The organism is Pseudomonas sp. MS01C9 (assembly GCF_058202755.1).
Genome location: NZ_CM177073.1, coordinates 30,342 through 55,674, shown reverse-complemented (window position 1 = coordinate 55,674; position 25,333 = coordinate 30,342). Strand labels below are relative to the sequence as shown.

General features: G+C 63.7%; 22 protein-coding genes. 9 read left to right on the top strand and 13 right to left on the bottom strand.

The window, feature by feature from the left end:
* Window positions 1–13: 13 nt before the first annotated feature.
* The gene (locus AC1M7R_RS00255) at window positions 14–802 is read right to left on the bottom strand and encodes an SDR family NAD(P)-dependent oxidoreductase (protein ID WP_072396447.1); all 789 of its coding nucleotides are present in this window, start codon (window positions 800–802) and stop codon (window positions 14–16) included.
* A 266-nt stretch (window positions 803–1,068) separates the two neighbouring features.
* Here AC1M7R_RS00255 and AC1M7R_RS00250 point away from each other — a divergent pair, with 266 nt between their 5' ends.
* Genes AC1M7R_RS00250 through AC1M7R_RS00240 form a run of 3 tightly spaced genes read left to right on the top strand, consistent with a single transcriptional unit; the run spans window position 1,069 to window position 2,463 of the window.
* Complete coding sequence (locus AC1M7R_RS00250) at window positions 1,069–1,698, top strand: TetR/AcrR family transcriptional regulator (RefSeq protein WP_440776453.1); 630 nt, start codon at window positions 1,069–1,071, stop codon at window positions 1,696–1,698.
* Window positions 1,699–1,756: 58 nt separating this feature from the next.
* Window positions 1,757–2,038, top strand: a complete 282-nt coding sequence (locus tag AC1M7R_RS00245) for a hypothetical protein (RefSeq protein WP_440776454.1) — start codon at window positions 1,757–1,759, stop codon at window positions 2,036–2,038.
* A complete protein-coding gene (locus AC1M7R_RS00240) occupies window positions 2,035–2,463 on the top strand; it encodes a DUF2846 domain-containing protein (protein ID WP_103894609.1) in 429 nt (142 codons plus the stop codon). The genes AC1M7R_RS00245 and AC1M7R_RS00240 overlap by 4 nt, the downstream gene beginning before the upstream one ends.
* 166 nt (window positions 2,464–2,629) lie before the next feature.
* On the opposite strand, the gene AC1M7R_RS00235 is transcribed toward AC1M7R_RS00240, so the two are convergent.
* The 4 genes from AC1M7R_RS00235 to xylA form a co-directional block, all read right to left on the bottom strand.
* Entirely contained in the window at window positions 2,630–3,766 is a 1,137-nt protein-coding gene (locus AC1M7R_RS00235; protein WP_072396456.1) for a sugar ABC transporter permease, read from the bottom strand.
* Window positions 3,767–5,323, bottom strand: coding sequence for a D-xylose ABC transporter ATP-binding protein (xylG, locus tag AC1M7R_RS00230; protein ID WP_072396458.1), 1,557 nt, complete (start codon window positions 5,321–5,323; stop codon window positions 3,767–3,769).
* Between the two features lie 130 nt (window positions 5,324–5,453).
* Window positions 5,454–6,455 carry a D-xylose ABC transporter substrate-binding protein gene (xylF, locus tag AC1M7R_RS00225; protein ID WP_072396461.1) on the bottom strand — a complete coding sequence of 334 codons (1,002 nt, stop codon included), beginning with the start codon at window positions 6,453–6,455 and terminating at the stop codon, window positions 5,454–5,456.
* Between the two features lie 147 nt (window positions 6,456–6,602).
* Complete coding sequence (gene xylA, locus AC1M7R_RS00220; RefSeq protein WP_072396463.1) at window positions 6,603–7,919, bottom strand: xylose isomerase; 1,317 nt, start codon at window positions 7,917–7,919, stop codon at window positions 6,603–6,605.
* A 148-nt stretch (window positions 7,920–8,067) separates the two neighbouring features.
* On the opposite strand from xylA, the gene AC1M7R_RS00215 reads away from it, so the two are divergent.
* On the top strand, window positions 8,068–9,243 hold the full coding sequence (locus tag AC1M7R_RS00215; protein ID WP_072431493.1) for a XylR family transcriptional regulator: 1,176 nt from the start codon (window positions 8,068–8,070) through the stop codon (window positions 9,241–9,243).
* A gap of 30 nt (window positions 9,244–9,273) precedes the next feature.
* On the opposite strand, the gene AC1M7R_RS00210 is transcribed toward AC1M7R_RS00215, so the two are convergent.
* The 6 genes from AC1M7R_RS00210 to AC1M7R_RS00185 all read right to left on the bottom strand — a co-directional run bounded on the left by AC1M7R_RS00210 (window position 9,274) and on the right by AC1M7R_RS00185 (window position 16,751).
* Window positions 9,274–10,233 carry a DUF3829 domain-containing protein gene (locus AC1M7R_RS00210; protein WP_072458988.1) on the bottom strand — a complete coding sequence of 320 codons (960 nt, stop codon included), beginning with the start codon at window positions 10,231–10,233 and terminating at the stop codon, window positions 9,274–9,276.
* Window positions 10,230–11,888 (bottom strand): J domain-containing protein, encoded by a 1,659-nt coding sequence (locus AC1M7R_RS00205; RefSeq protein ID WP_271902341.1) that lies wholly within the window; start codon window positions 11,886–11,888, stop codon window positions 10,230–10,232. Before AC1M7R_RS00205 ends, AC1M7R_RS00210 begins: the two co-directional genes overlap by 4 nt.
* On the bottom strand, window positions 11,885–13,591 hold the full coding sequence (locus AC1M7R_RS00200; RefSeq protein WP_072396471.1) for a molecular chaperone HscC: 1,707 nt from the start codon (window positions 13,589–13,591) through the stop codon (window positions 11,885–11,887). Before AC1M7R_RS00200 ends, AC1M7R_RS00205 begins: the two co-directional genes overlap by 4 nt.
* Before the next feature lie 293 nt (window positions 13,592–13,884).
* Window positions 13,885–14,619: a substrate-binding periplasmic protein gene (locus tag AC1M7R_RS00195; protein WP_440776455.1), complete on the bottom strand. Its 735-nt coding sequence runs from the start codon at window positions 14,617–14,619 to the stop codon at window positions 13,885–13,887.
* Between the two features lie 16 nt (window positions 14,620–14,635).
* Entirely contained in the window at window positions 14,636–15,979 is a 1,344-nt protein-coding gene (locus AC1M7R_RS00190) for a GGDEF domain-containing protein (protein WP_440776456.1), read from the bottom strand.
* Between the two features lies 1 nt (window position 15,980).
* Window positions 15,981–16,751, bottom strand: coding sequence for a substrate-binding periplasmic protein (locus AC1M7R_RS00185; protein WP_440776457.1), 771 nt, complete (start codon window positions 16,749–16,751; stop codon window positions 15,981–15,983).
* Between the two features lie 204 nt (window positions 16,752–16,955).
* Here AC1M7R_RS00185 and treA point away from each other — a divergent pair, with 204 nt between their 5' ends.
* Window positions 16,956–18,581: an alpha,alpha-trehalase TreA gene (gene treA, locus AC1M7R_RS00180; RefSeq protein ID WP_072396706.1), complete on the top strand. Its 1,626-nt coding sequence runs from the start codon at window positions 16,956–16,958 to the stop codon at window positions 18,579–18,581.
* 22 nt (window positions 18,582–18,603) lie between these two features.
* Window positions 18,604–19,137, top strand: coding sequence for a DUF488 domain-containing protein (locus tag AC1M7R_RS00175; RefSeq protein WP_072396708.1), 534 nt, complete (start codon window positions 18,604–18,606; stop codon window positions 19,135–19,137).
* A gap of 22 nt (window positions 19,138–19,159) precedes the next feature.
* Here AC1M7R_RS00175 and AC1M7R_RS00170 read toward each other — a convergent pair whose 3' ends face one another.
* Window positions 19,160–20,095, bottom strand: a complete 936-nt coding sequence (locus AC1M7R_RS00170; RefSeq protein WP_072431497.1) for a DMT family transporter — start codon at window positions 20,093–20,095, stop codon at window positions 19,160–19,162.
* Window positions 20,096–20,169: 74 nt separating this feature from the next.
* On the opposite strand from AC1M7R_RS00170, the gene AC1M7R_RS00165 reads away from it, so the two are divergent.
* The gene (locus AC1M7R_RS00165; protein WP_072396482.1) at window positions 20,170–21,024 is read left to right on the top strand and encodes a LysR family transcriptional regulator; all 855 of its coding nucleotides are present in this window, start codon (window positions 20,170–20,172) and stop codon (window positions 21,022–21,024) included.
* 28 nt (window positions 21,025–21,052) lie between these two features.
* Here AC1M7R_RS00165 and AC1M7R_RS00160 read toward each other — a convergent pair whose 3' ends face one another.
* A complete protein-coding gene (locus AC1M7R_RS00160; protein ID WP_072431498.1) occupies window positions 21,053–22,768 on the bottom strand; it encodes an amidase in 1,716 nt (571 codons plus the stop codon).
* 284 nt (window positions 22,769–23,052) lie between these two features.
* Here AC1M7R_RS00160 and AC1M7R_RS00155 point away from each other — a divergent pair, with 284 nt between their 5' ends.
* Both AC1M7R_RS00155 and arsJ read left to right on the top strand, forming a co-directional pair.
* Window positions 23,053–24,057, top strand: coding sequence for an ArsJ-associated glyceraldehyde-3-phosphate dehydrogenase (locus AC1M7R_RS00155; protein ID WP_072396485.1), 1,005 nt, complete (start codon window positions 23,053–23,055; stop codon window positions 24,055–24,057).
* A gap of 9 nt (window positions 24,058–24,066) precedes the next feature.
* The gene (gene arsJ, locus AC1M7R_RS00150) at window positions 24,067–25,284 is read left to right on the top strand and encodes an organoarsenical effux MFS transporter ArsJ (RefSeq protein WP_490610138.1); all 1,218 of its coding nucleotides are present in this window, start codon (window positions 24,067–24,069) and stop codon (window positions 25,282–25,284) included.
* Window positions 25,285–25,333: the final 49 nt, after the last annotated feature.

Here is a 25,333-nt window from a genome sequence, read left to right as displayed (position 1 = left end):
CATCGGCAGAACCTCAGGCTTGAGGCTGGTAGCGCTCGGCCGCGTGGGCCTGGCGGATGTCCGACATGAGTCCCTGGCGCGCGCCATCCAGGGCGTCCCAGCGTTCGGCGACATGCAGGGGGGGAATGGTGACCCGTTCGCGACGATCGAAGCCGACCAGGGCCGCATCCACCAGTTCACCCACCTCCATCACTTGCGCAAGGATGTTGATGTCGATGCCGGCGCGTTCCCAGATCTCCGTGCGAGTCGATGCCGGTAGCACCGCCTGCACATAGACACCCTTGGACGACAGTTCATGGTCCAGCCCCTGGGAGAGGAACAGCACGAAGGCCTTGGTGGCGCCATAGACCGACATGCCGAACTCGGGCGCAAAACCCACCACCGAGCCGATGTTCACGATCGCGCCGCTGCCAGCCTGCGCAAAGCGCGGGGCGACTGCGCAGGCCAGCCGGGTCAGAGCGGTGACGTTGAGAGTGATCAGGCGTTCGATGGCGTCGGAAGACTGCTGCACGAAGCCGCCTGACTGGGCCATGCCGGCGTTGTTGATCAGCACGCCGATGCGAGCGTCATCGCGCAGACGAGTCTCAAGCGCGGCCAGGTCGGCGGATTCGGTCAAGTCCGCTTGCAGCACCTCGACGGCGACACCGTGGTCCGCCCGCAGGCGTTGCGCCAGGGTGTCCAGGCGGGCCTTGTCGCGTGCGGCCAGCACCAGGTCGTGGCCGCGGCGGGCGAAACGTTCTGCGTAAGTCGCGCCGATGCCGGTGGAAGCGCCGGTGATGAAGACGGTTGGAAGCGTGGTCATGAGTCTTTCCTTTACGGGAGAGTCGGTCAGGCAGGGAGGGCTCGCCTCAGCTGGCGAGGGTTGGGTAATCGGTGTAGCCCGCGGCGCCGCCGCCATAAAGCGTGGCCGGGTTCGAAAAGCGTTTTTCCGGACATTCCTTTCAGATTCCAGGATGGGGAAAGGCTTTATGATTACGATCATAATCTAAATTGTCAAATCTTTGATGATGATCGACATCAATGTATAGTGAGGCTTCCCCAGCAGGCAGATATCCACCTGGATGCGTTATGAAAGTCTCTAAAGCACAGGCACAGGCCAACCGGGCGCGGGTTGTCGAGACGGCGTCCACGCTGTTTCGTGAACGCGGCTACGACGGCGTTGGCGTCGCTGACCTGATGGCGGCGGCCGGCTTTACCCACGGCGGTTTCTACAAGCAATTCAACTCCAAGGCCGACCTGATGGCGGAGTCGGCGGCCTGCGGTATCGCACAGACCGTTGCGCTGAGCGACGGCATCAACGTCCAGGATTTCGTTCGGTATTACCTGTCGCGCCAGCATCGCGACGCCCGTGCCACCGGTTGCACCATGGCGGCGCTGGGCGGGGATGCCGCGCGTCAACCAGAGGCTGTCCGGGCCACCTTCGCGGCGGGCATCGAAAGCCTGTTGGACGCGCTCAGCCATGAGGCAGGGGAGTCGAGCGAAGCTGACCCCGCGCAGGTGCGAGCCGAGTCCATCAGCACGCTGGCGCATGTCATCGGCGCAATGGTCATGTCGCGAGCCTGTCCGGACGATTCGCCGCTGGCCGACGAAATCCTGAGTGTGTGCCGCGACCGCCTCCTTGCCTCACCGAGCCCGTCCGAAGAGGCGGGGCAAGACGGTGACCCTGGGGATTGGCCCGCTATGAACCCGAAGGGTTGAGCTTGCAAGGCTTGATAAAGTGGTGAGTGGCGCCTTGGTGGGTCAGTGGTGGCATGGAATGCATTTTTCGGATGGCGGCGAGCAGGGGCGTCATCGGGAAATACGCGGTCAGGCCGTTCCGCAGCGTTGTGAGTACCGTCTCACTTACACCGCCATTCGATCCTGGGGCGTTTCTCCCTATCTATCCGATGCCAGTGCCCGGCTCTTCAAGGGCGGGCAGCAGATCGGTTTTGGGCATTATCATCTGACAGGCCAAGGCGGTCTTGATCCAACCAAGGTCGCTCCGCTCGAGCAGAAGATGGCGCCGGTAATCAACCAACTATTAGGTCAAGACCAATGAGTTCATTCAAAAGTATCGCGGCCCTGTTGCTCATGCTCGTCTTGGCCGGCTGCGCTCACACCAGCTCCAATCAGCCCTATTTCGAACCGCCGCCACCGCCACCAGGCAAGGCATTGGTGTACCTGATGCGGACTCAGGTCCTGCAAGGCAGTTTTTATGACAGCGTGTTCAGCATCGACGACAGTGCCGTGGTGGGACTCAATAACAAGACCTATTCCTGGGTACAGGTGAGTCCGGGCCTGTACAAGGTATCGGCGGGGCCGCGTCCGCATCCCAGGAACGTATTCCTGAACCTGCCGGTCGAGCCGGGCAAAGAGTACTTCATAGAATATACGCAGGAATATGCGGCCGAGATGATACGGGTACGCGATCCCAAGGAAGGGAAGGCCATGGTGAAAGGGTATTTCTATATCCCGGCCAAATAGAGGCTCCTTGAATCATGTTGAGCTAACTGAACGGGCGACTTTGGGGCGCCCGTTTTCGGGATTCAACTGCCTGCACGAGCCTGCGTCTTCCTTGCGCCGTCCGCACCCTTGATCCCAGGTCGATGCCGTTGCGGTGCCGATCGAGCCGATCAACGTCACTGCGAACTCAACGCCGCCCCACCCGCGTACTCACATCCACCCACACCGCCAGCACCAGGATGCTGCCCTTGACGATCATCTGCCAGTAGCTGTCGACATCGAGCATGGACATGCCGTTGTCCAGGCTGGTGATGACCAGCGCGCCGAGCAGGGCACCGTAGACGGTGCCGGAGCCGCCGCGCATGGAGGTGCCACCGATGAAGCAGGCGGCGATGGCGTCGAGTTCGCCCATGTTGCCGGCCGAGGGCGAGCCCGCCGCCAGGCGCGCGGTGTTGACCACGCCGGCGAGGGCGCACATCACCCCCATGATGCCGAAGATCCACAGCTTCACTGCCTGCACATTGATGCCGGACAGGCGCGTGGCTTCCATGTTGCTGCCCACCGAGTAGACCCGGCGACCGAATACGGTCTGGCTGGTGACGTAGCTGAACACCCCCAGCAGAATCAGCAAAAGCAGTACCGGCACAGGAATGCCGTCGTAGCTGTTCAGGGTGTAGACGAACCCGGCCAGCACCACGCCGATCAGCACCACGCGCAGCACGTCACGCACCCGTGAATGGGCGGCCAGGCCATGGAGGGCGCGGTTGCGGCGTTGTTTCCAGGTCAGGAACAGCGTCAGGGCGAACAGCAGCACACCCAGGCCCGTGCCTACGGTGTGGGGCAGATATCCCTGGCCGACGTAGACCAGTTCCGGCGACACCGGGGCGATGGTGGTGCCGCCGGTGACGCCCAGCAGAATGCCGCGAAAGGCCAGCATGCCGCCCAGGCCGACGATGAACGAGGGGATGCGCAGGTAGGCCGTCATGTAGCCGTTGCCCAGGCCGATCATCAGGCCGCACAAGGCGACCAGGCTCAGGTTCGCCAGCAGCGGGATGTGATAGACCACGTCCAGGATCGCCGCCAGTCCTCCCAGCAAGCCGAGCAACGAGCCCACCGACAGGTCGATCTCGCCACTGATGATCACCAGCACCATGCCGCAGGCGAGGATTCCGGTGATGGACATCTGCCGCAGCAGGTTGGACAGGTTGCGCGGGGTCAGGAACCCGCCATCGGTCTGCCAGCTGAAAAACAGCCAGATGACCGCCACGGCGATCACCAGCGCGAGCATTTTGTAGCGGCTGAAAAGTTGTTTGACCTGATTCATCTACGCAGACTTCCGATCGTTATTGTCATGGCCATCGGGATGGCTGAGCGCAGCGGCGAGCACCTGTTCCTGGGTCAGGCCCTGGTTGATGAAATCCCCCCGCAATTGGCCGTCGCCGATTACCAGCACGCGGTCGGAAACCCCCAGCACTTCGGCCAGTTCCGACGACACCATGATGATCGACACGCCTTCGGCCGCCAGGGCGCCCATCAGTTTGTAGATCTCGTACTTGGCGCCGACGTCCACGCCCCGGGTGGGCTCGTCGAGAATCAGCACGCGGGGTCTGGTCAGGAGCATCTTCGCCAGCACGGCCTTCTGCTGGTTGCCGCCGGATAGGCTGGTGATCGGCAGGAACGGGCTGGCGGTCTTGAGATGCATGCGCGAGATCTCCCTGTCGATGCAGCCCAGCTCCGCTTCGGCGTCGATGCGGGTCATCTTCGAATAGTTCTCCAGCACGGCCAGGGTGATGTTCTGGCCAACGCCCAGGTCCGGGATGATGCCCTGGCGCTTGCGGTCCTCGGGGACCATGCACAGGCCGGCGCGGATCGATTTCAGGGGCGTGCGCGTGTCGATCGGCTTGCCGTCCAGCCAGACTTCGCCTTCGTAGCGCCCGGGGTAGGCGCCGAACAGCGCCGACACCAGTTCCGTGCGGCCGGCCCCCACCAGGCCTGCGATGCCAAGGATCTCCCCGCGCTTGAGCACGAAGGAGATGTTGTCGACCCGCTTGCGCCTGGGGTTGTCGACGTCGTAGCAGGTGACGTGGCGAGCCTCGAATATCACGTCGCCGATGTCATGGGGTTCGGTGGGGTAGAGGTTGTTCATTTCCCGTCCCACCATCTGGGCGATGATGCTGGGGATGTCCATGTCCGCCATTGCGGTAGTGGCGATGTGTTTGCCATCGCGGATCACCGAAATGGTGTCGCAGACGGCTGCGACTTCATCGAGCTTGTGGGAGATGTAGACGCAAGCGACGCCCTTGGCCTTGAGGCCACGGATGATGTCCAGCAACACTTCGATTTCCGAGCGGGTCAGGGCCGATGACGGTTCGTCGAGGATCAGCAGGCGCGCCTGTTTGTTCAGGGCCTTGGCGATTTCCACCAGTTGCTGGTAGCCGCCGCCATACTGGGAGACGGGCAGCGAGACGTTCATGTCCGGCACCTTGAGTTCGCGCATCAGGGCTTCGGCGCGGTGGATCATCGCCGGGTAGTTCATGCGTCCGCCGGGCAGCGTCAGCTCATGGCCCATGAAGATGTTCTCGGCCACCGACAGGTCGGGCACCAGGGTCAGTTCCTGGTGGATGATGACGATGCCGGCGGCTTCGGTCTCGCTGATCGATTGGGCCTTGAGCGGCTGGCCATCCCAGAGGATTTCGCCGTCCCAGGTGCCATGGGGATAGACCGCCGACAGGACCTTCATCAACGTGGATTTGCCGGCACCGTTCTCGCCGCACAGGCCGACGCATTCGCCGGGCCTGACCTTGATATCGATACCGTTCAGCGCTTTGACACCGCCGAAAGTCTTGACGATGCCATTCATTTGCAACAGGTAGTCGGACATGGTGAAGGCTCGTGAAAAAGGGCTCACACAGACGCAGGGGGCAAGAATTTCTGGTGTCAGTCAGGCCCCTGTGGGAGCGAGCAAGCTCGCTTCCACAGGGACTTTGCTTAACCCGGGATGTGCATCCAGGTCACTGCCCGGCGATCTGCGCCTTGGTATAGAACCCGTCCTTTTCCAGCAGGTCGATGTTGTCCTTGGTCAGCGGCGTTGGCGTGAGCAGGATGGTGTCGACTTTCTTGCTGCCGTTGTCGTATTGCGAACTGAAGTTGGGTTTCTCGTTGCGTGCCAGTTGCACCGAGAGCTTGGCGGCTTCGGAGGCGATCAGCTTCAGGGGCTTGTAGACGGTCATGGTCTGGGTGCCGTCGATCACCCGCTTGACCGCCGCCAGGTCGGCGTCCTGCCCGGAGATCGGCACCTTGCCAGCCAGCTTCTGCGCGGCCAGGGCCTGGATGGCGCCGCCGGCGGTGGCGTCGTTGGAAGCGACGATGCCATCGATCCTGTTGTTGTTCCGGGTCAGGGCGTTTTCAACGATGCTCAGGGCTTCGGTGGGGTTCCATTCCTTGACCCATTGCTGGCCGACTATCTTGATGTCGCCCTTGTCGATGGCCGGTTGCAGCACCTTCATCTGGCCCTCGCGCAGGACCTTGGCGTTGTTGTCGGTGGGCGCGCCGCCGAGCAGGAAGTAGTTGCCCTTGGGGGCCGCTTTCAGCACGCCGCTGGCCTGCATCTCTCCGACCTTTTCGTTATCGAAGGAAATGTAGGCGTCGATATCGGCGTTGAGGATCAGCCGGTCATAGGACACCACCTTGATCCCGGCCTTCTTGGCCTCGGCGACGGCGTTGGTCAGCACGGTGGCGTTGAACGGCACGATGACGATCACATCGACGCCACGGGAGATGAGGTTTTCGATCTGTGAAATCTGCTTCTGCTCGTTAGCATCGGCCGACTGTACATAGACCTTGGCATCGAGTTTTTCCGCTGCGGCGACGAAGTAGTCCCGGTCCCGCGACCAGCGTTCCAGGCGCAGGTCATCGATGGAGAAACCGATCTTCGGGTGGGTGGCGTCGGCCATGACCGGAAGCGACAGCAGGGCCAGGGCGCCGGCGAGCAAGGTGCGTTTGACTGTTTTCATGGGTGCGTCCTTTTATTGTTTTTTGAAAGACACTGCCTGACGGTGAACGTGGTGCCGGTAGAACTGTAGAGAGTCTCGGGGCGCGGCGAGCGGAGATTTGTCGCGAGAATGTAACAGCCTCGCGGCGCCCGTCGGCTCTCCTGGCCGTCAGGGATAGATGAACCGATTGACCAGGTTTTCGAGCATCTCCTGGCGACCGCTGACCGCCTGCGGGTTCAGTTCGTGGGCAAATGCATGTTCGGCCAGGGCGGCGAGGCTGAATTCCCCCGCCAGCACCGCTTGCCCGAAAGGTTGCTGCCAGCCGGCATAGCGCTGGTCCTTGAACTGCTGGAGCCGATCGTTGCGCACCATGGCCGCTGCACGCTCCAGGGACACGGCGAGCACGTCCATGGCGGCGACGTGGCCATGGAACAGGTCGAGTTCGTCCACGCTCTGGCGACGCACCTTGGCGTCGAAGTTGAAGCCGCCATTGCCGAAGCCACCGGCCTTGAGGATCTCGTAGATCGCCAGGGTCATTTCCTCGACGCTGTTGGGGAACTGGTCGGTGTCCCAGCCGTTCTGCGGATCGCCCCGGTTGGCATCGATGCTGCCGAATATTCCCAGTGAAACGGCCGTGGCGATCTCGTGATGGAAGCTGTGGCCGGCCAGGGTCGCATGGTTGGCCTCGATGTTGACCTTGATTTCCTTCTCAAGGCCGAACTGCTGCAAGAAGCCGAAGACCGTGGCGCTGTCGTAGTCGTATTGATGCTTGGTCGGTTCCTGGGGCTTGGGTTCGATCAGCAGGTCGCCCTTGAAACCGATCCTGTGCTTGTGCTCCACCACCATGGCCATGAACCGGCCCAGTTGCTCGCGCTCGCGCTTCAGGTCGGTGTTGAGCAGGGTTTCATAACCCTCGCGACCGCCCCACAGGACGTAGTTTTCGCCCTTGAGACGCTGGGTGGCGTTCATCGCGCTGCACACCTGGGCGGCGGCACAGGCGAACACTTCCGGGTCCGGGTTGGTGGCGGCGCCCGCGGCGAAACGCGGGTTGCTGAAGCAATTGGCCGTGCCCCACAACAGCTTGACCCCGGTCTGCTCCTGGTGGCGTTCCAAGTGGTCGATCATCTGTGCGAAGTGGTTGCGATAGTCCTTCAACGAGTTGCCTTCCGGGGCGACATCGGTGTCGTGGAAGCAGTAGTAGTCGACACCCAGCTTGGAGAAGAATTCGAAGGCCGCCTCGGCCTTGCCGATGGCCACTGCCATGGGGTCCCCGGGCTGGTGCCAAGGGCGCTTGAAGGTGCCGGCGCCGAATACGTCAGAACCGGGCCAGACAAAGGAGTGCCAATAGCAGACCGCCATGCGCAGGTGCTCGCGCATGGGCTTGCCGAGCACGAGTTTGTTGGCGTCGTAGTGGCGAAAGGCAAGGGGCGAGTCGCTGGCAGGCCCTTCGTAGCGAATCTTGTCGACAACGGGAAAGTAGGGCATTTGCAGGTTTCCTTGTTGTTCTTGGCGGTGTCCCGATACTAGCAACGGCCCGCTGGCCGCTGATTATGAAAATCACCAATGCATGGTTCGATTTTGAGTACTAGTCTGTGGCAACCGTCTCGACGTCGACCGGCCCAGGACCACAACAATGAAAACCGTCCCTCCCGTCCACCGCATTGCACTGCTGTTCAACGGCAGCAAGATCTACGACCGCGGCATCATCAGCGGCATCGGCAATTACCTGAGCAGCACCCGCGCGTCCTGGGACCTGTTCCTGGAAGAGGATTTCCTCTGTCGCTTGAAAGGCATCGAGCGCTGGCAGGGCGACGGGATCATCGCCGACTTCGACGACCCACTGATCGGCGAGGCGTTGGCCGGGATCCGCCTGCCCGTGGTGGCGGTGGGGGGCTCCTATGAGGATGAGCGTGCCTATCCCAAGGGCATTCCCTATGTCGCCACGGATAATTTTGCGTTGATGAAGCTGGCCTACGAGCATCTGATCGAGGCCGGACTGACACGCTTTGCCTGTTTCAGCCTGCCCGTGGCGCAAGCCAATCGCTGGGCGCAGGAGCGTGAAAGAGCCTTTCGCTCGCTGCTGCAGCGCGACGGCTTGCATGTGGAGGTATATCGCGGCATGGGCACCAGCGCGCCGCTCTGGGACAGCGCGGTGGAACAGCAGATCGCCTGGCTGCAAAGCCTGCCCAAACCCATCGGTATCATTGCCGTCAGCGATGCGCGGGCACGTCAGTTGCTGCAAGCCTGCCTGACCGCTGGCATCGCTGTGCCGGAACAGGTGGCGCTGATCGGCATCGATAACGACCCGCTGACCCGCAGCCTGACCCGGGTGCCCCTCAGCTCGGTCATTCAAGGCACCGAGACCATGGGCCGCACTGCCGCGCGCCTGCTCCACCAGATGTTGCACGGCATGCCCTCCACGGGCACTCAGGTGTTGATCCCGCCGGATGCGATCAATGTCCAGGCGTCGAGCCTGCATCAACCCCTGGGCAACCCTTACGTCATGCAGGCCTTGCTGTTTATCCGCCAATACGCCTGCCAGGGCATCAAGACTGCCCAGGTGGCGGCCTATGTCGGTGTGTCCCGCTCATCCCTGGAAGCGCATTTTCGCAAGGTGCGCGGATGCAGCGTGCACGACGAAATCCTGCGCTTCAAACTGGCCGCCGCTGCCAGCGGACTGGAGAAAACCGATTCGCCGATTGCCGACATCGCCCGTCAGTGCGGCTTCAAGTCGGCGCAATACCTGCACACGGTGTTTCGTCGGGAGTTCGGCTGCACACCGCGCGAGTATCAGCAAGGCGCAACGTGACGATGGCTCGTTCCACCGTGCAGAAGCTCATCAATACTGGCGCACGACCACGGCGTTGTAGCGCCGTTGCAACTCGTCGTAACCTGCCCGTGCAGCGGCGAGGTCCTGGTTCAGTTGCGCGGCGTCCGCCCCGGCGGCCCAGTGCTGTTGCAGGCGTTCGAGGTACGTCAACCATTCCCAGGCCTGCGAGCTGATGACGCTCCACACGGGCAGGTTGCCATCTGCCGAGCGCAAGCGGGGCAGTGCCTGGATGAAGGTCTCTGCGTCCGCCCAACGGGTCATCAATGACTGATGCAGGTCGAGCAACTGACGGGGCGTCAGCGCCGCGCCGGTGGTCATGGCATCGAGGGCATCCATGGTCTGGCGGGCATCGATCATGAAGCGCAGCGTATACCAATGCTGGTCATGCCCCAGGCGTTGCTCGATGGAGGCCAGTTGCTGCTGTCGCGCCTCCAGTTGCGGCTGCTCGAACGCCTGGCGCAAAGGGATCGCCCGGGTGCGTGCTTCTTGCAGGCGCGCGCTCAGGGCTTGTTCAAGCCGGGCCAGTTCGAGGGGATCCCGATCCATCGGCCGCTGCGCCAGCCAGCGCTCGACGGCCTCGGCGTCCGGACGCAGTTGGTCGTAGGCCGTGACGTAGTTTCTGGCTAGCGCTTGCAGGCCTTCCGGTGTTCCTGCGCCGAGCCATCGGTAACAGGGCGATGGCGGTGCATCGTTGCCGGGGACGATTTCACCGGAGCCCATGCCGAAGCCGGCAAAGAAATGTCGGTAGGCATCGTGCTGCGTCGATGAAGCGACCAGGTCACGGTATTCGGCGTAGCGTCGCTCCAGAAGGTCCGCGCCATTCAACAGGCAGGTGTTGATCTGCTGCACTTGCTGCCAGCGCGAGCGGGTCTGCGGGTCGATGTGCTTGCGAGGGTCCAGCTGCAGCACCAGCCAGGTCAGGCCCAGCAGTGCAATCACAGCAATCGCGAAGGCTCGATTACTGATCATGGCTTTCCTGGCTGGGAGGACGTGGGTACATGCCACTGCTGCGCGGACAATTCGGTCGGGCAGGGCGTCGAGGTGGATTGGCGTGCGGCGCAGGTTCGCTGTGGCCAGGCCTGGAGCCCCTCGTTCGGGGCGAGCGGCGCATTGCCCGCGAGGGTATTGCCCAGCAGGAGCAGCGGGATGAGGATGCCCAGCGAGAGGCCGACAAGGACATCGTCCGGCAAGCGCTCATAGACTCGGGAATACAGGGCGGCGGCGCGTTTGGTCAGATTGCCTCGGCTCAGGATCGCCAGCGTGGCGAGGATGCCGAAGTAGGCAACCGCTCCGGCAAGTCCACCCGCCAGGTAGATGACGCCGCCCAGCAGGCCGACCCAGAGGCTTTCGCGTATCGGCAGCGGGGTGGGGCGTCGCAGGCTCAGCCAGCGCCCGTAGCGGTCATGGAGCCATTGATCGAGGCGCCATGCCCGGCTCAGGGTCTTGCATGCCGCGTTGAGCCCCCATGCAGCGGCGCCGAGAAACAGCGCGCGCAGGAACATGTCGATGACGCTGATGTAGAACGTCCCGCCGAGGCGATACTCCAGCAGCCAGCTCATGCTGGCCGAAGCGCCGACGATGGCCAGGGGCACCGCCATGGCCGGCGGCCGACGACGCAGCGCGCGCCAGTTGTCCGGGGCCAACTGCGGCATCTGGTACAGCAACTGCGGATAGCGAAGCTGCACGGTGCGATACAACGCCTCGCAGGCATCCCAGTCGGCGGCGCTGAAGGTGATGCTCAGGCGCACCCGGGCGTCTTCGTCGAGGGTGCCGAACAGCATGCGCGCTGCCTGGGATTCGCTGCTGTCATAGAACTGGGTGAGGCGGGTCTGTTCCTGCACGAACATGGCACAGTCGCTGCGAGCCAGCAGTTGGCTCCACCAGGGCTCGGGGCAGGCGTTATGATGACCGCTGCGGGTCCAGCCCTGTTGCGTGCAAATGCTTTCGAACAGCCTCTGCGACCAGTTCGGCGACTGTAGCAGCACCAGGGCCAGGCTCTGGTTCAGCCACTGGCGCGCATCCAGGGTTTGTAGCCAGGGGCTTGCGGCCAGCTTGCGGGCCAGTTCGAGGAATCGCCCGCTATCCTGCCGGGCCTCGGTCAGGCGCGACGAGGCCTGCTCCATGAGGGTGTTGCGCAGGTGTTCGAGGGTGGTTCGCGGCAAGCCTTCATGTTGCCAAGGGGTGAGCCAGTGCAATTGCTCGATGGCCGCCTCGGCCAGTTCGTAGCGGTCGTCTGGCAGGCAGCGCAGCAGCAGGCCTTGTTCGAACGCCGCTTCGCATCCAAGCAGGCGTGCCTGGGCCACGCGGTCGGCGAGGTTGGTCGCGCTGATTCCTTCCAGGCATTGCGCCGCCAGGCCTTCGGCCGGGCAAGCCCCGTCATCCGTCTGCCGAGGGGGCGGTTGTTGCACCCGAGGCGACTCGATGGGCTCGGGCAGCGAGGTGTCGGCGGGCTCCTCACGCTGCCAATCGGCCCATGCCATCGCCTGCTCATAAGCCTCGCGCAGTCGCTGGAAGCCCTCGGGGTCTTCGTCGGGCCGGTGTCGCTTGAGCAGGCTGGCATACTGGCGCTTGATGCTGCGCTTGTCGGCATCCTCCGGCAGATCCAGGACCACCCAGCAACTCATCGCCAGACGTCCCGTTCCAAGGTGTCGAGCTGTTCGGAAATCTGCATTCGCAAGGCGCGGATGTCGTGCAGTTCCTGGGTTTCGAGCACCTGGGCAAAACGCGTGGCCAGGTCGTCGACCCGCTGGCGAAGGTCACCGCGGCTTTCCTGGTAGAGGCGTTCGAGGCGGGCGATCAGCACGGTATTGGGCTGCTCGTCACGCGGATGGACCTTCAGCGCCGCCAGCGCTTCGAGCCGACGGGCGATGTCGGCTTCGTCCAGCAGGCCGGTGTTGTTGGTGATCACCAGTTTGTGCCGCTCCCCGGTCTGGACGGTCTGCGCATCGGCTTCCAGCAGGCCGTTGGTGTCGTAGGTGAAGCGCACGTCGATGCTCACCTCACCGGCGGGCATGGGGGGCACGGGGATTTCCAGCTCGCCGAGCAGGATGTTTTCGCTGACCTGGCGGCTCTCGCCCTGGTAGACCTTCAGCAGGACCATCTTCTGCTGGTCGCGCAGGGTCACCACGCGTTTGACCCGGCTCACGGGGACCACGCAATTGCGTTCGATGATCGGCAGGTAATGGCCCGACTCGAGCTTGCCACCGTAGTCGACCGATATCTCGATGCCCATGGAGTAGGGGCAGACATCCGTGAGCACCACTTCTTCGAGCGCCGCGTCACGGCTTTTCAGGCCCGCTTGCACGGCGGCGCCGAGCGCCACGGCTTCGTCGGGGTTGAGTTGGATCGACGGAAAGCGGCCGAACAGGCTGGCGACCAGTTTTCGCACCAGGGGCATGCGGGTGGTGCCGCCCACCAGCAGCACCTCGTCCAGCTCGCTGGCGCGGATGCGGGCATCGCGCAGGGCCGTTTCGATGGGGGCGCGCAGCCGGGCGAACAGCGGCGCATAGAGCCCGGCCATTTCCGCCTGGGTGTATGGCTGATGCCACTCGCGGTCGCCCTGGCGCACCGAGAACGTCGCGCTGGGCTCATGCCCGAGGGCCCTGCGCACCCGTTCGGCTTCCCGATGCAGGCGACTGAACAGTTGCGCATCGCCAAGGGGGACAGGGCCGGCAGCCGATTTGCCCTGGGCGCTCACGAAGGCCTGGAGCAGCAGCGTGTCGAAATCTTCCCCGCCAAGGTAGTTGTCGCCGGCGCTGGCCCGGACTTCCATCACGCCTTCGAACAGCTCCAGGATGGACACGTCGAAGGTCCCGCCGCCAAGGTCGAAGACCAGGAAGGTGCTGGCGTTGTCGCGTTGATGCAGGCCATAGGCGAGCGCCGCCGCCGTGGGTTCGTTGACCAGTCGCTCGACCTTGAAGCCGGCCAGTTCGCCGGCGATGCGCGTGGCTTTGCGCTGGGCGTCGTTGAAGTAGGCCGGGACGCTGATGACGGCTTCCTCCACCGGCTCGCCGAAGTGCCGTTCGGCATCCTCGCGCAGGCTGCGCAGCACCATGGCCGAAAGCTCCTCGGCGCGGAACTGACGATTGCCAAGGGCGGTGAGTCGGGCGCTGCCCATGTAGCGCTTGAAGAGAGCGGTGGTCACTTGCGGATGGGTCTGCAAGCGTTCCAGTGCCGCGCGACCGACCATCATCCGGCCTTCATCGTCCAGGCCCACCACACTGGGGGTCAGCCACTCGCCGAGGGCATTGGGCACCAGTTGCGCAGCGCCATCGCGCCATGCCGCAATCAGGCTATGGGTGGTGCCCAGGTCAATGCCGACAATCATGTCCGTTAAGCCTCCCTTACTTTTCGCGCCTTGGCGTTACCTGCGAGCCGGCCAGCCTAGCAGAGATGAATCCACTTGATCGGGAAAACCGTCGGATTTCATGCAGCACAATCCATCGCCGAGCTGCCCGTGGGCGAGTCCCGTCGCCGGCTGGGAAGCCCTTCACAGGGCCCTTTTCAGGCTCGGCCTGATACGAAAAAAAGCCTGGGCAGTGCCCATTGTCAGTCGGGCAACGGCGCTTGCTCGGCGCTTTCACGCCGCATCATCGAGTCTCAAGGCTTTCCGGACAGAGCCTAGCGTTCTTCCCGCATGATCCGCGCCACTTCTCCCGCAGCCTCCAATTGCTCGAAGGCCTGTCGCGCCCTGGCGACGATCTCGTCCGGCGTGCTCAGGCTGAAGGCCATGGACACCCGGGCGGGGCGGTCGTCGATCGAAAACACCTCTTGCAGGATGGCGAAATCCACATGCTCGTCTTCGCAGATCACTCGCGCAGCCTTCTCGGGCATCGGGATCAGCTGGACTTGATGGTTGAGCAGTTTCTGAAAGTTGTCGCGACGATCGCCCGAGACCACCAGCCGGGTGAAGCCTGCCTGCTGCAGCAGCAGTTGCTTGGAGTCGTTACGCACCACGCCCACGCTGTAGCGCTTGGCATCCTCGAGGCTGGCCAGGACGATGTCGTGGCGATCGCGCAGCTTGTAGAGCTTGATCGTGACTCGCTCCAGCTCCCCGACCCATTTGAACAGCGATTCGCGCAAGGGGGTACGATCCATGGGATAGATCAGCACGTTGGGCTCGTGCAGGGCTTTCTCGTAGGCCCGGGCCCAGGGATACAGCAGGATGCGGTGATCGGTCAGGCCGGCCTTGTTCAGGGTTTCCTCGACGACGCGGGTGCCCGGCCCGACCAGCTTGCCTTCGCGGGGGTATGCGTAGAGTGAATCCTCGGTGACCACTTCGATCCCCGCACCACGGCTTTCCAGGCAGGCCAGGGCCAGCAACAACGACAGGCAGAGCGGCAGACGACGGTGCATATAGGCCTCACGGGTGTCAGAAGGCGACGCAATTGCGTCCCTGGTGTTTGGCTCGGTACAACGCCTGGTCGGCGCATTGCAGCAACAGGTCGAAGTGATTCATGGTGCGGGGGTCCAGTTCGGCCACACCGATGCTCAGGGTGACGAAGGGCGACACCGTCGAGCCGCTGTGGGGCAACTGGCGTTCGGCCAGGTGCGCGCGGACCCGTTGGGCCGCCTCGTAAGCCTGGCTGGCGTCGACGTTGGGCAGTACCACGACGAACTCTTCGCCGCCAACCCGGGCGGTCAGTTCCCCCGAGCGCCCGAAGACACTGCGCAGGGTTTCGGCGATCTGCTGCAGACACTCGTCGCCCTTGATATGGCCGTAGGTGTCGTTGTAGGTCTTGAAGAAATCGACATCGCACATCAGCACCGCCAGCGGCGTGCCGTGGCGCAGCGCGCGGCGAAATTCGATTTCCTTCAGTTCGTCGAAGTAGCGGCGGTTGGGCAGTCCCGTCAATGCGTCGTGGCGTGACAACGCTTCGAGGGACTGGTTGGCTGCCTTCAGTTCCGCGGTACGGGCCTCGACCAGCTCGGCCAACTGGTCGCGGCTGGCTGCCATGGCCAGTTCATCCAGGCGCTGGCGTTCCAGGTGGGCGTGGAGGTTGTCCTGCAATTCATTGACCTGGGACTCCAGCAGGCTCAACTCGTCCTGGCGCCGTACCGAGCGCTGCAGCTTGAAGTGCCGTTTGAGGGTATCGGGCGTGAGCTGGCCCAGGTGCCGGGCGATATGGATCACATGCACGGTCACCAGGCGATTGAACATGGTCATGACCAGGCCGGCCAGCAGCAGCGACTGGACAAGCTGGGTGATGACGATGCTGCGGGCCTCGCCCCAGAGGCGCTCCCACAACAGGTTGCTGTCGCCTTCGATGATCAGCTCGCCGACTTTTTCGTTCGCCCCGGCATAGGGCTGCGCGACGAGCTCGCGACGCAACACAGGCGCAGGCCCCGGGGCCACGTTGGCGTATCGGTTGAGTTCGATGATTTCAGGGGGCTGGCCGGGACGTGGGATAGTGAGCAGCAATCGGCCCACCGGCGCGGCCTTCGCGACGCTGGCCAGTTGCTTGCCCAGCGATTCGCGATCCATTTCCCAGATGGCATGGGCCAGCGTGTTCTGGAACACCTGGTCGATCAGTACCAGTTCGGAGTTCATTTCCGCCAGGTTGTTTTCCCACGCCAGCCAGGTCCGCAAGGTGACCATCGCCAGGGTGAAAAGCAGGCAGAACAGCAGCGTCGCCAGTACCAGCCGACGGCCTAGCGAGCTGAATGCCTTGATACGTGGCTGTTTCGCGGACGATGTCTCTGAATTGCGCGCCATGTCACAGCCATTTGCGCAAGATGGCATCGTAGACGCCGTTGCGCTGGATCGCCTCCAGGCCCGCGCGGAATTTCTCCACCGTCTCGGCCGGTGTCTTGCGGCTGAACGCCATGCTCAGGCCTTCCTCGCTGCTGAGGTCGGGAATCGGCAGCGAACGAATCAGCACCTTGGCCGGGTCCTCGCCATTCTGGCGGGCCAGGTATTGTGCGTTGAGCTCGTTGGAAATCCACATTTCCACGTGATCGACCTTGAGCTTGCGGTAGTTATGCTCGTACTTGGTACTCGACTGCAGTTGCTCGCCAATGCGGAATCCCTTCGCGATGAGGTATTGCTCGCCGACGTCCTGGTTGACGGTGGCGATCTGGTAATGACGGGCATCGTCCAGGGAACTGAGCTTCACCGGCCGCTCGGCCAGCGAATACAGGAACCAGCGGGTCGGTGCAATGGCGCCCACCCAGTGGAACAGCGGCTCGCGGGCCGGCGTGCGGGCCATGGAATAGATCAGGACATTGCCTTCGTTGAGCGCCAGCTCGTAGGCCCGCGCCCAGGGCATGACATGGATTGGCGCCTCCACGCCGATTTCCTTGAGCACCGCCTGGACCACCTCGGTGCTCATGCCGGTCACCCGGCCATCCTGGGTCATGTTGTAGGGCGGCAGCTCCTCCGTGACGATACGCAGCGGAGCCTCTGCCGCGGCGTTCGGCGAGAGTGCGCCGACGGCCATGAGCAGCAGGACGCCAAGCATCAGTAAACGGTTAAGCGGCAAGACCATCGATGATTACCTATACGACCAGCAGAGCCCGGCAAGGCTTGGAGTCCTTCTACTCGATTGTTATCGGCTGGGCGGGCGCCTGCTTGAGGGTCACCTGTCAAAGCGCGACCGCCATCCGACCCTCCCCACGTTCATTTAAATGAACCGTGCCCGCAAGAGCCCTGTCATTCGTTGGGTCAGGAACGACAACTCATGGAGCCGCCGATGCGACCTTTGCCCTTCACCAGCCTTTGCTTCACCGCCGTGCTCTGCGCGGCCTGCTCAAGCCAACCCGCTGCGACCTGGAGCTACATGGATGCCCGGGATCGCGTCACCCAGACGCCCGACCAGGCCTATCCCGAACTGTTCGAGGCAGTGCAGCGTGGCGCGATCTTCACCGACCAGAAGCACTTCGTGGACGCACTGCCCAAGCGTGATCCGGCGACGATCCGCGCCGATTACCTGGCCCGTCGCGACGCCGCCGGCTTCGACCTGAAGGCTTTCGTCGAGGACAACTTCATCGAGTCCGGCGAAGCCCAGAGCCCGGCGCCCAAGCCCGGGGCGCCCATCAAGGAACACATCGACAAGCTCTGGCCGGTGCTCAGCCGAACGTATCGGCAAGTGCCGCCATACAGCAGCCTGCTGCCCTTGCCGGAACCCTATGTGGTCCCGGGCGGGCGCTTTCGCGAGATGTACTACTGGGACTCCTACTTCACCATGCTGGGGTTGGAACAAAGTGGCGACAAGGCCCAGGTTCGCCACATGACCGATAACTTTGCCTACATGATCGACACCTATGGCCACATTCCCAATGGCAACCGTACCTACTACCTGAGCCGGTCACAGCCGCCGTTCTTTGCCTACATGGTGGAGTTGCAGGCCCATATCGAAGGAAGCCAGGCCTATGGCCGATACCTTCCTCAACTGCAAAAGGAATATGCGTACTGGATGCAGGACAGCCAGACGCTCAAGCCCGGCACGGCCGCCCGCCATGTGGTCAAGCTCGCCGACGGCAGTGTGCTCAATCGCTACTGGGACGCCAGCCCGACGCCACGCCAGGAATCCTGGCTGCAGGACGTCAAGACCGCCGCACAAGCGCCCGACAGGCCTCGGGAAGAGGTGTGGCGCGACTTGCGGGCGGGCGCCGAAAGCGGCTGGGATTTCAGTTCCCGCTGGCTGGGCGACGGCAAGGACCTGGCCAGCATCCGCACCACCTCCATCGTGCCGGTGGACCTGAACAGTCTGCTCTACCACCTGGAACGCACCATCGCCAAGGCCTGTGAAACCACGCGAAACGCACCGTGCGTCCAGGCCTATGGCCAGCGCGCCGAGCAGCGCCAGCGAGCCATCGAAAAACACCTGTGGAATGAAGCGGCGGGTTACTACGTGGACTACGACTGGCAGGAAAACCGTCAGCGGCCGGACCTCACTGCCGCGACACTGTTCCCCCTGTACACGGGCCTGGCTGGCGCCGAGCGCGGCCATCGTACCGGGGAGGCCGTGCGCAAGGGGCTGTTGCGTCCCGGCGGCATCGCCACGACCCAGGTCGACAATGGGCAGCAGTGGGACGAGCCCAATGGTTGGGCACCGCTGCAATGGGTGGCGGTGCAAGGGCTGGACCGTTACCGGCAGACCGCGCTGGCCGGGCAGATCGGCCAGCGATTCCTGCAGCAGGTCCGCAAGCTCTATGACGCCGAAGACAAACTGGTGGAAAAATACGACGTGTCGGGAGCCGGGCAGGGTGGCGGCGGAGGTGAATACGAGCTGCAGGACGGCTTCGGTTGGACCAATGGCGTGACGTTGAAACTGCTGGAGAAATATGGCGAAAATACCGGAGCCGGCGCCCGGTGATCGCACGAGTCGAGGGCCGTCCATGAGCCAAGTCGTCTACACCATCGGTCATTCGACCCGGACCCTCGAGCAATTCGTCGAGATGCTCGAAGGCTTCCAGGTCGATACGCTTGTCGATGTCAGGACGGTTCCCCGCTCACGGACGAACCCCCACTACAACCTCGATACCCTGCCCGGACAACTGGCGGGGTACGGCCTGCGCCATGAGCGGATCCTGGCGCTTGGAGGCCTGCGGAAGAAATCCAGGACCATCCCCGAGCAAACCAATGGGTTCTGGGACAACCGCAGCTTTCATAACTACGCGGACTACGCGCTGTCGGAGGCGTTCGAGGAGGGGCTCCAGCGCCTCCTGGCACTCAGTGAAAACCACTGCTGCGCCATCATGTGCGCCGAAGCGGTCTGGTGGCGATGTCATCGCAGGATCATCGCCGATTATCTGTTGGTCCGTGGCGTCGACGTCATTCACATCATGGACCGGAACAAGTCGAACAAAGCGGTATTGAATCCCGCTGCGCGGGTACAGGGGCTGAAACTGACGTATCCCGCGCCGGCGTAGCGCAGGTGCGTCAGGCAAGGCGTCACGACGTCCGCGTGGCGGCCTCCGTGCGCACCACCATCCAGATGCCCAGCCCGGAAGCCGCCAGGCCTGCTGCCATTTGCCACGACAGCGGCTCGTCGAACATGGCCCAGGCCCACAGCATCGTAATGGGAGGGCTGAGGTAAAGCAGGCTGGTGATCCGGGTGGCGGATGCGCGACGCAGGCACAGCCAATAGAGCCCATACCCTCCGATCGTCGACAACCCGGCTGTCCATGCCACGCTGAGGGCGAACCCGACGCTGGGGATCGGCGCCAGGCTGCCCTGCGTCCCCTCGAGGATGCCGAAGGCAAGCCCGGAGACCGCGCATTGCAGCCAGAGATTGGGCAGCAGGCCCAACTGCTCGCGAGGGGCCAGGGCCTTCTGCCACAGTGTCGCGATCGCCAGCGACAGCATGCCCAGCAACGGCAAGGCATATGCCCACGCAGGAGCATCGCCCCAGGTCATCGCGCTCTGGGTCACCAAGGCGACTCCGGCCAGTCCGACCATCAATCCGATCCAGATCGGCCAGGCCAGGCGCCGCCCGAGCACGCCAGCGCTCAACAGCGCCAGCCCTATCGGCAGCAGGTCGGCGAACAGCGCGGCAAGGCCGGCGGGCACGCCTAGGGCGATCCCCTGGGTGATACCGGCCAGGTACCCCGCCATGGCCAGCAGGCCGATGCCTGCGTTTTTCAGCAGCACCGCAACGGGTGCCTGTCGCAACGCCGGAAGGGCGAAGGGAAACAGCAGGAGCGTGACCAGTACGCAGCGCCAGAACACCACCAGCAGGGCCGGTGCGTAGTCCACCGAGAACCGCGCGCCGATGAATCCGGAGCTCCAGGCCAGCAGCAAGCCGGCCTCCAGGATCGGAAGTGGAATTGCCTGGCGCCAGTCAGGTCTGGGCAGGGCCTCGCAAGACATCGATTTATCAGGGTTCATGACCACAGGCTACGAAAGCAGCGTAATCTAATAAATCAAAATATCCTGCAGCAGTGATTCAGGAGGATTGAATCATGTCCGCCATTCTCGATATCGAGCTGATACGCACCTTCCATTGCGTCGCGCGAATCGGAAAGTTCAGCGCGGCGGCCGAGCAGCTCCACAAAAGCCCGGCGGCGGTAAGTGTGCACATCCAGCGCCTCGAGACGGTGGCCGGGGGGCGTTTGTTGAACCGTGACAACCAGTCCGTTTCCCTCACCGCACTGGGCAAGCGCCTGCTCCTGTCCACGAGTGAGCTGCTGAGTATCCATGACCGGGTGCTGGCGGATCTGCACGGTACCCACCTGGCCGGGCGCGTCACCTTCGGCGTACCGGACGAATACGCCGAGCATGTCATCCGCGACATCCTTCCGACTTTTTCCACCGCATGGCCCAACGTGGTGCTGGAGCTCAAGACGGCGCCAAGCTACGCGCTGCGGGACCAGGTGCTGCGTGGCAAGCTCCAGGCGGCGGTGATCGCCCAGCCGAAAGGCCAGCCCGGCCCTCAGGCGCAGGTCCTGGTGAGCACCACGCCGGTCTGGGTCGCGCCGGTCAACCTGGCGGCCAGCTCCCTGGACCCGCTTCCGCTGGCGGTGCATGCGCCGCAATGTCCCTATCGGCAAGCCATGATGCAGGGCCTCAGGCAAAGCGGCCGCAGGGTGCGCATCGTGCTGGAAAGTCCCTCCAACCAGGCCGTGAAGGCCTGCGTGGAGGCCGGGTTGGCCATCAGCCTGATCGACCGGGCGCGGGTGACGGCGCGCATGCAGATCCTCGACGACCTGGCGGTGATACCGGAGCATGAGGTGGTGTTCATGCGCTCCCAGGCGTCACACGCCGATGAGGCGGTGAGCCTGCTTTGCCGGACCTTGCAGCAGCACTTTCGACTGTAGCGGGAGCGGGGCGGACCCCGCTGCCTGTCTATTTGCCAACGGTCGACAGCGGTGGCGTGCGGGGCGGGATGCGTCGCTTGGAGCCCAGCGATTCGAATGCCGCGGCCAGGCGCAGCAGCGTCGAGTCGTCATAGGCACGGCCGGCGAACGTCAGCCCGACGGGCATGCCGATGTCTGCCATGATGCCCATCGGCACGGTGACGGTGGGGACGCCCAGGTGCCGGATGGCGAGGTTGCCGTTGGCGACCCAGACGCCGTTGCTCCAGGCGATATCGGCAGACACCGGATTGACATCGGCATCCGCCGGCCCGACATCGGCGACGGTGGGGAAGATCACCGCGTCGAGCCCGAGCCGGTCCATCCAGTCCTCGAGGTCGATCCGGCGCGTTTCCTCGAGCCCCCGAAGACCGTCGGGCAGGGTGGGGATCTGGTCCCAGGGGGTGATACCTCGCTTGGCCATCTCCACGTACTTCTCCATGCCGGCGGCCAGGTCATCCTCCCGGTTGGGCAGGGTTCCCGGATCGTGCGGGAAGATCAGCGGGCCATCCACGTCGGCCAGGCGATTGAGGTTCGGATCATTGTTCGCCCGCAGGAAATCGTCGAACGCCCAGGCCGAAAGGTCCCACAGCTCGTGGTGCAGGAACTCCCTGGACACCAGGCCGCGGGTGAACACCGTCGGCGCACCAGGGCGATCACCCTCGCAGTTGGACACTAGCGGGAAGTCGACCTCGATGACTTCGGCGCCGCAGGCTTGCAGCGCCTGGCGGGCCTGCTCCCAGAGGTCGATCACCGAGGCCCGGGTGATGATGCGTTGCCCCGTCGGGCCACCGATGCCCGGGGCTTCGGCCGTGCCGGCCTCGGGATCGGCGTTGATGTACATGCGCGGCACACCGAAGCGGATGCCGGCAAGGGCACCGGCGTTGGCGGCAAGCCCGGGATAAGAGGCGGGGCGGACGGAGTCGACGCTCGGAAGGGGCACCCAGGGTTGCAGGCGCCACAGGTCGCCACGGGTATCCGGGTCCTCTGCCACCACCACATCCAACACTTCGAGGAGATCGGCCATGGTCCTGGCGTAGGGCACGACGACGTCCATCGTGGGCGTCAGCGGCCAGTTGCCACGGACCGAGATCACACCGCGAGAAGGGGTATAGGCGCACAAGCCGTTGTTCGAGGCCGGCCCGCGTCCGCTGGACCAGGTTTCTTCGGCCAGGCCGAAGGCCGCGAAACTGGCGGCGGTGGCAGTGCCTGCTCCGTTCGACGAGCCGGAGGCGAATGGGGCGGTGAGGTAGTCGGCGTTGTACGGGCTTTGCGCGCGACCGTACACGCCGCGTTGCATGCCGCCGTTCGCCATGGGCGGCATGTTGGTCTTGCCCAGGCAGATCGCCCCGGCGGCGCGAAGCCGTTCGATGGTGAACGCGTCCCGGCAGGCCATCAGGTTGGCGAACGCCGGGCTGCCGGAAGCGGCGGTGAGCCCTTTGACCAGGTAACTGTCCTTCGCCGTATAGGGAATGCCGTCCAGGGGGCCCAGCGCCTGGCCCTTGGCCCGACGGGCATCGGATGCCCGGGCCTCGGCGAGCGCCTCGGGATTTCGCACCACGACCGCATTGAGGGCGGTGGGCGTGTCGGGTCCATCGTAGGCATCGATCCTGGCAAGGTAGGCCTGGACCAGCTCGACCGCGGTCGTCTGGCCGGACTCGAGCGCGGCGCGCAGTTGGGCAATGGAAACTTCAGTGATTTCGATCATGCTGTTATCGCTGGAGATGACGTGAGAGGGTTCGTGGCCACTTCAGGCGTCTGGAAGTGGACCGTCGATTTCATGCCGTGCACTGTACTACGGGACGGCCGGTCGAGGGTCTGCAAAATTGCCCACCCGTGAAGCCAGGACCCGGCCGGCAGGCGCCGCAAGCCGGACGGCTGCTCGCAAACCGAAGGGGGAGCCCGCCCGCCGGCATAGGAATTTCGGCCCATGGCTTTCCTTTATATCTGTAAAAACATATATTCGTTTTTTCGCATATGGGGGCAGGCGTCATGACGATCAAAGTGGGTATCAACGGTTTCGGACGCATCGGTCGTCTCGCGCTGCGGGCTGCCTGGCACTGGCCGGAATTGGAGTTCGTGCAGATCAACGATCCGGCAGGTGACGCCGCCACCCATGCCCATCTGCTGAACTTCGACTCGGTGCATGGCCGTTGGCAGCGCCAGGCCGAGGCCCAGGGCGAGAGCATTGTCATCGACGGCAAGTCGATCAGGGTCACGGCCAACAAGGCGATCGCCGACACCGACTGGTCGGGTTGCGACCTGGTGATCGAGGCCAGCGGCAAGATGAAGACCGTGGCGGTGCTCCAGGCTTACCTCGATCAAGGCGTCAAGCGCGTGGTGGTCAGCGCCCCGGTGAAGGAAAAGGGCGCACTGAACATCGTCATGGGCGTCAACCATCACCTGTTCAAACCCGCCGAACACGCCATCGTCACGGCAGCGTCCTGCACCACCAATTGCCTGGCACCGGTGGTCAAGGTCATTCACGAGAAACTGGGCATCCGCCACGGTTCGATCACCACCATCCATGACCTGACCAACACCCAGAGCATCCTCGATCAACCCCACAAGGACCTGCGTCGCGCCCGTGCTTCGGGCATGAGCCTGATTCCCACCAGCACCGGCTCGGCCACGGCCATCGCGCAAATCTTTCCCGAGTTGCGTGGACGCCTGAACGGGCACGCCGTGCGCGTGCCGCTGGCCAATGCTTCGCTGACCGATTGCGTCTTCGAGGTCGAGCGAGCCACCACGGCCGAGGAAGTGAACCAGCTGTTCAAGGACGCTTGCGAGGGGGAGTTGAAAGACATCCTCGGCTACGAAGAGCGCCCCCTGGTGTCCATCGATTACCGTACCGATCCGCGTTCATCGATCATCGATGCGCTGTCGACCATGGTCGTCAACGGCACCCAGGTCAAGGTCTACGCCTGGTATGACAATGAATGGGGCTATGCCAATCGCACCGTCGAACTGGCCCGGATGGTCGGCCTGGCGGTCTGAGGAGCAGCCATGAAAACCCTGTCGGCCCCGGTGCGGCAATACCTGCTGGTGACGGGCAACTATTGGGCATTCACACTCACCGATGGCGCCTTGCGCATGCTGGTGGTGCTGCATTTCCATGCGCTGGGCTACAGCCCGTTGCAGATTGCGGCGTTGTTTCTGTTCTATGAACTCTTCGGCGTCGTCACCAACCTGGTGGGAGGGTATCTCGGCGCTCGACTGGGTCTGAACCGGACCATGAACATCGGATTGGGCATGCAGGTCCTGGCATTGCTGATGCTGACGGTGCCATCGGCCTGGCTGACCGTGCACTGGGTGATGGGCGCCCAGGCCCTGTCCGGTATCGCCAAGGACTTGAACAAGATGAGCGCCAAGAGCGCTATCAAGCTGCTGGTTCCGGATGGGCAGCAAGGCAGGCTCTACACCTGGGTGGCCATCCTCACCGGTTCGAAAAATGCCCTCAAGGGGGTGGGCTTCTTTCTCGGCGGGGCCTTGCTGGCATTGATCGGTTTCAAGGGCTCGCTGCTGGCGATGGCTGGCGTACTGGGGCTGATCTGGCTGGGTAGCCTGATCCTGCTGAAAAAGGACCTGGGCAGGGCCAGGGCCAAGCCCAGGTTTCGCGACCTGCTGTCCAAGAGCCGGGCGATCAACCTGTTGTCGGCGGCGCGGATGTTCCTGTTCGGTGCCCGCGACGTCTGGTTCGTAGTGGCCTTGCCGGTCTACCTGAGCAGCGTCCTGGGCTGGGACTTCTGGAAGGTGGGTGGGTTCCTCGCCGCCTGGGTGATCGGCTACGGCATCGTGCAATCCTTCGCCCCGTACATCACCGGCAGGAAACGGGGCCATGTGCCGGATGGCCGCACGGCGTTTCTCTGGGCCCTTGCCCTGGCGGGCCTGCCGGCGGCCATCGCGCTGGGGCTGGGCAGCGGGCCGTCCCAGGGGGTGCTGCTCGGCGGGCTCATGGCATTTGGTGTGCTGTTTGCCGTGAACTCGTCCCTGCACAGCTACCTGATCGTTTCCTACGCCAAGGAGGACGGCGTTTCGTTGGACGTGGGGTTCTACTACATGTCCAACGCCATGGGGCGGTTGATCGGAACGCTGCTTTCCGGCTGGGTGTACCAGGTGCATGGCCTGGAGGCGTGCCTGTGGATCTCCAGCCTGTTCGTGGTGGTGGCGGCCGTGGTGTCGGTAGGGTTGCCCCGGCATGCCGACCCGGCGGCCAGCGCCTGATCGCCTTCAGACTTCGTTAAGAAACGGCCTGGATACTTTCTCCCACTAG